At 59.2% G+C, this 8749-nt stretch carries 8 protein-coding genes, 1 tRNA gene and 1 pseudogene; 1 reads left to right on the top strand and 9 read right to left on the bottom strand.

The window, feature by feature from the left end:
- Positions 1-1076, bottom strand: a pseudogene (locus ACYVKR_RS14100) (hypothetical protein); the annotation flags it as partial.
- Positions 1077-1729: 653 nt separating this feature from the next.
- Here ACYVKR_RS14100 and ACYVKR_RS14095 point away from each other — a divergent pair.
- On the top strand, positions 1730-2443 hold the full coding sequence (locus tag ACYVKR_RS14095; RefSeq protein ID WP_460481546.1) for an autoinducer binding domain-containing protein: 714 nt from the start codon (positions 1730-1732) through the stop codon (positions 2441-2443).
- 47 nt (positions 2444-2490) lie between these two features.
- Here ACYVKR_RS14095 and ACYVKR_RS14090 read toward each other — a convergent pair whose 3' ends face one another.
- The 8 genes from ACYVKR_RS14090 to cysW form a co-directional block, all read right to left on the bottom strand.
- The gene (locus tag ACYVKR_RS14090; RefSeq protein WP_460481545.1) at positions 2491-3384 is read right to left on the bottom strand and encodes a hypothetical protein; all 894 of its coding nucleotides are present in this window, start codon (positions 3382-3384) and stop codon (positions 2491-2493) included.
- A 151-nt stretch (positions 3385-3535) separates the two neighbouring features.
- A complete protein-coding gene (locus tag ACYVKR_RS14085) occupies positions 3536-4105 on the bottom strand; it encodes an acyl-homoserine-lactone synthase (protein WP_460481544.1) in 570 nt (189 codons plus the stop codon).
- A 68-nt stretch (positions 4106-4173) separates the two neighbouring features.
- Positions 4174-4599, bottom strand: coding sequence for a DUF4902 domain-containing protein (locus ACYVKR_RS14080; protein WP_460481543.1), 426 nt, complete (start codon positions 4597-4599; stop codon positions 4174-4176).
- A gap of 209 nt (positions 4600-4808) precedes the next feature.
- Positions 4809-5498 carry an autoinducer binding domain-containing protein gene (locus ACYVKR_RS14075; protein WP_460481542.1) on the bottom strand — a complete coding sequence of 230 codons (690 nt, stop codon included), beginning with the start codon at positions 5496-5498 and terminating at the stop codon, positions 4809-4811.
- Between the two features lie 415 nt (positions 5499-5913).
- Positions 5914-5990 (bottom strand) — tRNA-Pro (locus ACYVKR_RS14070).
- A gap of 56 nt (positions 5991-6046) precedes the next feature.
- Positions 6047-6547, bottom strand: coding sequence for a disulfide bond formation protein B (locus tag ACYVKR_RS14065; RefSeq protein WP_460481541.1), 501 nt, complete (start codon positions 6545-6547; stop codon positions 6047-6049).
- A 54-nt stretch (positions 6548-6601) separates the two neighbouring features.
- Positions 6602-7726: a sulfate/molybdate ABC transporter ATP-binding protein gene (locus ACYVKR_RS14060; protein WP_460481540.1), complete on the bottom strand. Its 1125-nt coding sequence runs from the start codon at positions 7724-7726 to the stop codon at positions 6602-6604.
- Positions 7727-7850: 124 nt separating this feature from the next.
- Positions 7851-8747 carry a sulfate ABC transporter permease gene (gene cysW, locus ACYVKR_RS14055; RefSeq protein ID WP_460481539.1) on the bottom strand — a complete coding sequence of 299 codons (897 nt, stop codon included), beginning with the start codon at positions 8745-8747 and terminating at the stop codon, positions 7851-7853.
- Between the last annotated feature and the right edge of the window lie 2 nt (positions 8748-8749).

Genomic DNA, 8749 nt, shown 5'->3' with positions numbered 1-8749 from the left:
GTGGGATTGGTCGGATTCGTAGGGTTGGTCGGGCTCGTCGGATCCGTGGGATTGGTCGGATTCGTGGGGTTGGTCGGGTTCGTGGGGTTGGTCGGGTTCGTGGGGTTGGTCGGGTTTGTCGGATCCGTGGGATTGGTCGGGTTCGTGGGATTGGTCGGACTCGTCGGATCCGTAGGATTCGTCGGGTTCGTGGGATTGGTAGGGCTCGTCGGATCCGTAGGATTCGTCGGGTTCGTGGGATTGGTCGGGTTCGTGGGATTGGTCGGGTTCGTCGGGTTCGTGGGATTGGTCGGGTTCGTCGGGTTCGTGGGATTGGTCGGGTTCGTCGGATCCGTGGGGTTGGTCGGGTTCGTCGGGTTCGTGGGATTAGTAGGGCTCGTCGGATCCGTAGGATTCGTCGGGTTCGTGGGATTGGTCGGGCTCGTCGGATCCGTGGGATTCGTCGGGTTCGTGGGATTGGTGTGATCCGTCGGGTTCGTAGGATCCGTCGGGCAAGTGCAGTCTGTCGGGCCGGTGGGATGAGGGGTATGAGCGTTGCTGTCGTCGTCGCAATCGGAGCCAGACTTTGCGAGCAATGCGCCCGCGCCCAGGCCTGCCAGCGCTCCGAGCAGGAAGTCGCCCAGCACCGAGCCACCGGCATCTGCCCCTTCCTTGGTAACAACCAAGCCCGCAGCATCGTCATCGTTGGCCGGCACCACATTCACATCGCCGGCCGCCAGGTTCAATGCCAGGGCTCCGCCGCCGTCCTGGCCCTGCGCGCTCAGCGTAGCTTCAGTGCCTCCGGCAAAAGTACCCACCAGTTTTTGGCCACCAGTGCTGGTGAACAATGCCTGTGCGCTCCCGTCTGCCGGGACGATGACCTTGTCGCCAATCTGCAGCTTGGTGCCCGCTTCAGCCGCAATGGCCTGCCCATCCCGCACGATCTGCACACCAGGAGATACCTTGGAAAGCATGGCGGCCGGGGCTTTGGCTGACGTGGCCACTGCAACCCCGCCGGCAGCTGTTTTGACCTCCACATTGGCGACATTCGATTGCGCAACGACGACGCTGGAGGAGTGTGTTGTAGAGATTGTCATTAGCTCTTCCCTGGAGAATTAACAGTTCAATCAGAAGGCCCTGGCTTACGCCAAAAACACTTTCGCGAATGAACTCGTAGCAACTTATGTGCCACACGTTTTTCTCAGGAAAGAGGATTTATTCCCCTAAGGCAATCTCTTGTTTTTCGTCGATGATAAATTAAATAAATTAACGTCAATAATCCGATTTTTCGATCTTGTTACGGCCAACGTAACGTAACGCGATGAGCTTGTTTCCGTATCTTTTTCAAAAATCACCTCAGCATCTTGAAATAATCTCCTAGGTCGCGCAGAGCATGGATAACCTGACAAGATTATTTCAAAATGTAATATTCAACGATATAAGTTTCTATTTGTTTCTCATCCACTGCTGGCAGCTAGATAAATACCCTAATGAAAAATATCAAACTAACTCCAACCCACTTCGACCAGCCGAAAATGAAAAGGTCAAGCAAGTCAATAGTTTTAGGCTATTGAAAATACAGATGCATTGCCTTGTGCAACAAAGCAGTGGCTGACACAGGAGGCTTTTACCTAACGAATACCCCAAGGCATCCGATCGTAAAGAAGTGTCGGCACGCCCGAAGCCTCGCGTCGCATCCGTCATAATGGAGAAGTACAAAAGTTCCACCCATGCCGCAAGAGGTGGCTCCATGTCCGACAGAAGTTCCACTTTGCAAAATTCCATTGCCGCGGTGGAAAAAGGCGACGATGCCGTGATTTTTCTCGCCGAAGCGGCCCGAAAACTCGGCTTTGACTACTTCGCCTACGGCCGCCGCTCGGCCCTACCCTTTGGCAACACCAAGCCTGCCATCATCTCCAATTACCCACTGGCCTGGCAGGAGCGTTATGTGCAAGCACAGTACGCCAGGATTGATCCGTCCATATCAGCGAGCAGGAAATCGATGCAGCCCCTCGCATGGAGTGACGATCTTTTCGCCAGCGCTCCTGCCTTGTGGAGCGAGGCTCGCGATTTCGGTCTGAAAATGGGTTGCGCACAATTTGTCAGCGATGGTCGTGGCAGCCATGGAATGCTGACCCTGGCACGAAGCCATGAAGTGCTGTCTGCGAGGGAACTGCAGGCGAGGGCTGCCGAGATCCACTGGTTGACAGTGCTCATCCATGAGCACTACCCTCGCATTTTCGGAGACACGGACGTGCTCCCCGCGGCTCCGTCACTGACAGAGCGCGAAATCGAGATCCTGCGCTGGTCGGCAGAGGGCAAGACAGCAGCAGAGATCGCGGAGATTCTCCCAATCTCATTCAATACCGTGAATTTCCACCTGAAAAATGCCATGCAGAAACTTTCTGCCACGAACAAGGCGCAGGCCATATTGCGTGCAGCGTTGCATGGCCTATTAGACTGAAACAAGAAAAGAATCTTCAGGAACGGGAATTCACATCCACAATTCTGCTATGTAGTAGCCGCTGATGAATTTGAAGCAGGCATATTTATCCCCTCCAGCAAATGTGCAATTTCAGGCGATGGGGGATATTGCTTATAAATTTCAGCAGGAAAATACCGGTAACCTACCTTAAAACCGGTTTTCGCACTGCTAGAGAAAAAAGTCCTCCGATAGCGCCGGCGGAACTGCTTCCAACACTCCATTCCATGCAATTCGATCAAGCAGTTTTGGATGTGGTCCCAAACCCCAGCCAGACACTCTTCGTACGTCTGGCGCAGCAGTGACCAATTTCTATGCTTGATCTCGCATGACTCCCCTTCCTTTCCGATAGCGACCGTGATGCATGGACTGCCTTGTTGCGTGCATACATACGCATGGATGCGAATGAAAGAATGGAGTGGCATCAGTTCATCAAACCAAGTATCAAGAAACTCCAGGCGCCTATTCGCCACCATTTCATCCCGCGAGACTACCGCTGCGGCCTCTGAAAAATCATCCGAAAAACCACATTCCCGCCCTACCGTGTGGTTAACGATCTGCAGCTGCAAGCTCGCACTCTGGCCATGAAAAAAAGAGGCATCGGATGCGCGCAATTTGATCTGTCCTTCGCGCAGCATTCCTATCGGCAGCAATCGCAGGACTGCATCACCGTATGCCTTCGCCATCAACCATGAAGCCTGCTTGTCACCATAGTCCTTGTCATGGAAATGGCGTGCAAACTCCCGTCCCCTCCCCTTTATTTTTGCGGTCCAGTATTGACCTGTGACATTCCCCTCACCCCCCTCATCAATCCGTAGAATCTCGTACCCCGCTGCCGGCTCCTCATGGACTGGAGTCATCATGGAGAACACAGAGACGATAAGCGGCGGGGAACTCAGATAGCTGCTGGCGTTTGTGCTCATGATCCAATGCACTCGGGAGCAACTCGCTCACCATTGACGAAAACCACTGGCTTTCAGTCTAAATAAACCCGGCTCCCCAGTAACCTACCAAAATTGGTAGTTCTTTGGTGCGAGACCATGAATTTTGTAACAGACGCCTGCCGTAGCCTGCTCATGCATTCAACACGCCAGGGAGTTCGATCCAGCACGCGAGGATGGGATGGCCGTCAACCGCAACGGGCGGTCCTGCCCGGTGGGCCATGAAGCCGGTGTGGCGCAGCAGACGCTCGATGCCAATCGGCGATACGGTGATAAGACGCTCGGCTCCGCGGGAAGAGGCCACCGAGGCCGCGGCACGCAACAGATCCAGCGTCAGGTCTGAAGAGAACTGGCCGAGCGGCCCCGGCGAATGGCCGCTGAAATCCACAGCGGCAAACCGCGACAGTTCCCAGATCGCCGGACTGTGGGGAATCGGAGCACCGCCCATAAGCTGGGGAAAGACCTCACCCAGCAGATAGGGACGGTGGGTGGGCAGCAATCGCGCGGTTCCGACCACATCGCCGTAGTCATCCTCGGCAACCACATAGACCGTGTCCTCGCGGTCGAACTGGTCAAGCTCCTGCCCGGATTCACAGTCGAGCTGCCAGCCCAGCTTTTCGATGAAAACCCGATGCCGGTAAGCCGCCATCTTCGACACTACGCCCCGTTTCAGGACTTCGGGGGTGCCTGATGTGAAATGCATTCCGATTCTCTTGTGGTGGTCTGTTACCTACATTCCACCGAATCGGGCACATTTGCATAACTACCCGCCTAGGCAGGTGACAAGCTCGGCATGCCGTGCCAAACCTCCTCCCGCCAAGGCAGCGCATCCACCACGGTCGCCAGCGCCTCCAGGCTTTCCAGCCATCCGAAGTCACGGCCCTTGCGATCGACCAGCATCACATTGCTGCGCGGCAAGCCCACCCGGACCAGGGCCATTTCCGTTCGGCTGGCCTTGATTTCCCAGTCCCAGCCCAACGAAATGGCTCTTGGATCCAGGCTATGCCATTCCGAAAAACCAGATGCCACGACCATTCCCTCGTCTCCGGCAAGGCTCTTCACGTCTGACGGAGCCACATCGGAAAACAAGTGCGCAAACCGGGAGGTCAGCACCGATCCCAGTTGGATGCGCAGAAAGCCGTCATATCCGAGCTGATCGTTCAACACATTCACCGCGTTCTCAAAGATGGAGTTCAACACTGCGCTTCGCGCCTCTGGCAAGCCTGCAATGCCAGGATTCTTGCGTCAATCGCCGCGCAGAAGTGCCGTTGTGACCTGGGATCAATGCGGATTGACCGGCGCGAATTCGCTGACTGCAACCGGGGGCCCTCGCCATTTTTTCCCAGGTACCTGGCTCCGCAGAAGTGCGCCAGATTCATGGAAGAACCCCTGCCCATTGCCAGATGTCAATCCAGCAAACCCAGGTAGGCGGCACGGGCAACCGCCGCGGTCCGGTTCGCAACGTTCAGCTTTTCCAGCACGTTGCGCGTGTGAAATTTAACCGTATCCACCGAGATGAGCAATATTTCGGAGATATCGGTGATGGTCTTGCCCCCGGCGGACCACTTGAGGACTTCCTTTTCCCTATCGGTCAGCTCCACCTCGGGGCAGACGATGCTTCTGGCATCCACCAGGCGCGTAAAACCCATGTGGGCCACGCTTGAGAGCCAGCGCAGGCGCAGATCGTTCTCCGCCAGTTCCGAAACCGTGAGGGGCTCGGCGGAGCGCGCCACCGAGAGCATGCCCGCCACGCCGTTACGCATGGGGCTGGCCTGCGCCCAGCCCACACGCAGCCCGGACATCTGCGCCTCATCCCAAAGCTGGGGCGTGGCGGCAAAGACCTCGTCGCTCCAGACCAGCGGCACGCTGGAGCGCGCGCCGTGGATTACCGTGGGATCCTGCTCCACATACTGCATCTCCGCATAGCGATCGCACCATTGCGGCGAATAGTTGTTGATGAGGAAAAACTTGGCCCGGGAAACCGGGAACGCCAAACGCATTCCGTAGGCGCAATAGTCAAAGCCAATGGCCCTGGCCGTGCGAAGAACTTCATCGAACAGCTCCTGCTCCGTCTCGGCATTCGCAGATGCATTCAATACGTTCTCGGCCCAACTCAGCATTTTTACGCCCGGCAATGCATGGTGGAAACGAGTTCAGACAGGACCGGCTCCGGCCCTGTCGCTCGTCGCTTGCCGGGCATGCATTCCTGCAAGCGTAGGATTCGATTTTCCAGCATAGAGGCTGCGGAAATTCGGTCAGTAATGTGAAAAAGACCCAGAGTTTCCCTGAGTGAGCCATTTTCGATTCGGATCAAATCAATTGAAGCAATCGATATTGAATAATCAATAAATTACTTAATGAAGAAGCCGACTCAAATACCGGACAGGGGCACACAGTTTAAAAGGCGCAGCATCGCCAGCATGCCGCGGACCGCGCGATGAGTCCGTTAGAAAACGCGAATTCGCTAAACAAAAGGCCCTAGCCGGAAACCGGCTAGGGCCTTGATTTTAATGGTCGGAGCGGCGGGATTCGAACTCGCGACCCTCTGCTCCCAAAGCAGATGCGCTACCAGGCTGCGCTACGCTCCGACAAGCTAAGAATTATAGCCTGAATTTTTGGGCTGTTTGGCCCGGATCGCACTTCTTTATGCGCGGCGGCCTTTGATGAGCAGCAGCAACAGGGCCAGCGTGAAGCCGGCGAAGCAGATGAACGACCAGTTGGCGATGGAGCCGCCCAGGAAGGTCCAGTCCACCGCGGCGCAGTCGCCCGAGCCCTTGAAGATCATCGGCACGGCGCGGCTGATGGGGTAGGACTCGATCATGCCGTAGAAGTCGCGGCCGCAGGTGGCGAACTCGGGCGGGTACCACTGCAGCCAGCTCTGGCGAGCGGCCACGAAGGCACCAAAGCCGGCCATCAGGAGCGCCAGGAAGCCGAAGCTCTTCCACCAGCCGGCCGAGCCGCGCAGACTGCCCAGGAGGGCCAGCACGCCGACGCCGATCAGCGCGTAGCGCTGCACGATGCACATGGGGCACGGCTCCAGCTCCAGGCTGTACTGCAGGTACAGGCCGAAGCCCAGCATGGCCGCGCAGGCCACGAAAACCAGCAGCAGCGTGCGGCGCGGCGCCTCGGTCAGAAAGTTCGTCATCCAGTTCAAATCGTCATCCCCTGCCGCAGCAACATCAGCGGCCCGGGGCGCATCTTAAATGTTGGCGGCGTAGTCCAGAAACACGCGGGCCTGGCGCGGCGTGACCACCAGCGTTTCGCCCTCGGCAAGCCCCATGCTCCTGAATTGCTGGGCGGGGATCTGCGCCTCGATCAGCTTCTCATGGCCGGTGCCGCTCTCTTGGTGGCCGCCTTCGGCAATAAGTTCCAGCCGCGCGATCGGGCCGACGACGATGGCCCGGTCGAGCCGCGCGATGATGCCGCGCTGGCGGCCGTCGGCGCCCTTTTCCTGGCCGGGCACGTAGCGCTCCACGTCCAGCTCGTGCGGGCGCACGTAGGCCAGCGCATTGGCTTCGCCGGCGTGGGCCAGCTCGGGCGAGTCGATCTGCGCTCCGCCCGCCAGCGTGGTCTGGCCGTCGCTGGCGCGGCCGTGGAACAGGTTGACGTCGCCCAGAAAGCCGTAGACGAAGGGGCTGGCCGGGTTGTCCCAGACTTCCTGCGGCGTGCCGCTCTGCTCGATCTGGCCCTTGTTGATGACGACCACGCGGTCGGCCACCTCGAGCGCCTCTTCCTGGTCGTGGGTGACGAAGATGCTGGTGACGTGCAGCTCGTCGTGCAGGCGGCGCAGCCAGCGGCGCAATTCCTTGCGCACTTTGGCGTCGAGCGCGCCGAAGGGCTCGTCGAGCAGCAGCACCTTGGGCTCGACGGCGAGCGCGCGGGCCAGCGCGATGCGCTGGCGCTGGCCGCCCGAGAGCTGCGAGGGGTAGCGGTCGGCGATCCAGTCGAGCTGCACGAGCTTGAGCAGGCTCATGACCTTCTCCTTGATCTGCGCCTCGCTGGGCCGCTCCTTGCGCGGCTTGACGCGCAGGCCGAAGGCGACGTTCTCGAACACCGTCATGTGGCGGAACAGCGCGTAGTGCTGGAACACGAAGCCCACGTTGCGCTCGCGCACGTGCACGTCGGTGGTGTCCTCGCCCGAGAAGTGGATGGAGCCGCTGTCCGGCGTCTCCAGCCCGGCGATGATGCGCAGCAGCGTGGTCTTGCCGCAGCCCGAAGGGCCGAGCAGCGCGATCAGCTCGCCGGATTCGATGTTCAGGTTGACGTCGTTCAGGGCCTGGAAGCTGCCGAACGACTTGGAGATGTTCTGGATGGCAATGCTCATGGAGCTCGCTTTCGTGGGAACGGGACTTTCAATAAAACCATAGCTGCTGGCGCTTGATGGACCATGGTTTCCATATAAAAACCATTGGAAATCCTTTGTTATTAAGCGCCAGCCGCTCCTATTTTTAAACTGCCTGCGGCGCCGCATCGTCGCGCGGGCGTTCGGGCGGCAGGCTGGCGGCTTCCTGGCGTTCGCGTTCCACGCGCCATTCGGCCACCGACTTCAGCACCAGGGTCACCAGCGCCAGCAACGCCAGCAGCGAGGCCACGGCAAAGGCGGCGGACGACTGGTAGTCGTTGTAGAGGATCTCGACGTGCAGCGGGATGGTGTTGGTCTGGCCGCGGATGTGGCCCGAGACCACCGACACCGCGCCGAACTCGCCCATGGCCCGCGCGTTGCACAGGATCACGCCGTACAGCAGGCCCCATTTGATGTTGGGCAGGGTCACCTTCCAGAAGGTCTGCCAGCCGCTGGCGCCGAGCACGATGGCGGCCTGCTCCTCGTCGCTGCCTTGCGCCTGCATCAGCGGGATCAGCTCGCGGGCGATGAAGGGGAAGGTCACGAACACGGTGGCCAGCACGATGCCGGGCACGGCGAAGACGATCTTCAGGTTGTGCTCGGCCAGCCAGGGGCCCAGCCAGCCGTTGGCGCCGAACAGCAGCACATAGGTCATGCCCGCGACCACCGGCGACACCGAGAACGGCAGGTCCACCAGCGTGGTCAGGAAGGCCTTGCCCTTGAACTCGAACTTGGCGATGGCCCAGGCCGCCGCTACGCCGAACACCAGGTTCAGCGGCACGGCGATCGCGGCAGTGATCAGCGTCAGCTTGATGGCCGACCAGGCATCGGGCTCGGCCAGCGCGGCGGCGAACACGCCCCAGCCCTTGCGCAGCGCCTCGACGAAGACCGCCAGCAGCGGCAGCACCAGGAACAGGCCCATGAAGGCCAGCGCCACGGCGATCAGCAGCCAGCGCACCCAGCGCGGCTCGGTGGTGGTGGGATGTTTTGCAGAAATCGCCATCT

The sequence above is a fragment of the Comamonas humi genome (assembly GCF_054782535.1).
Note: the sequence above shows the minus strand (reverse complement) of the source record. Positions and strands in the feature narration are given on the sequence as shown.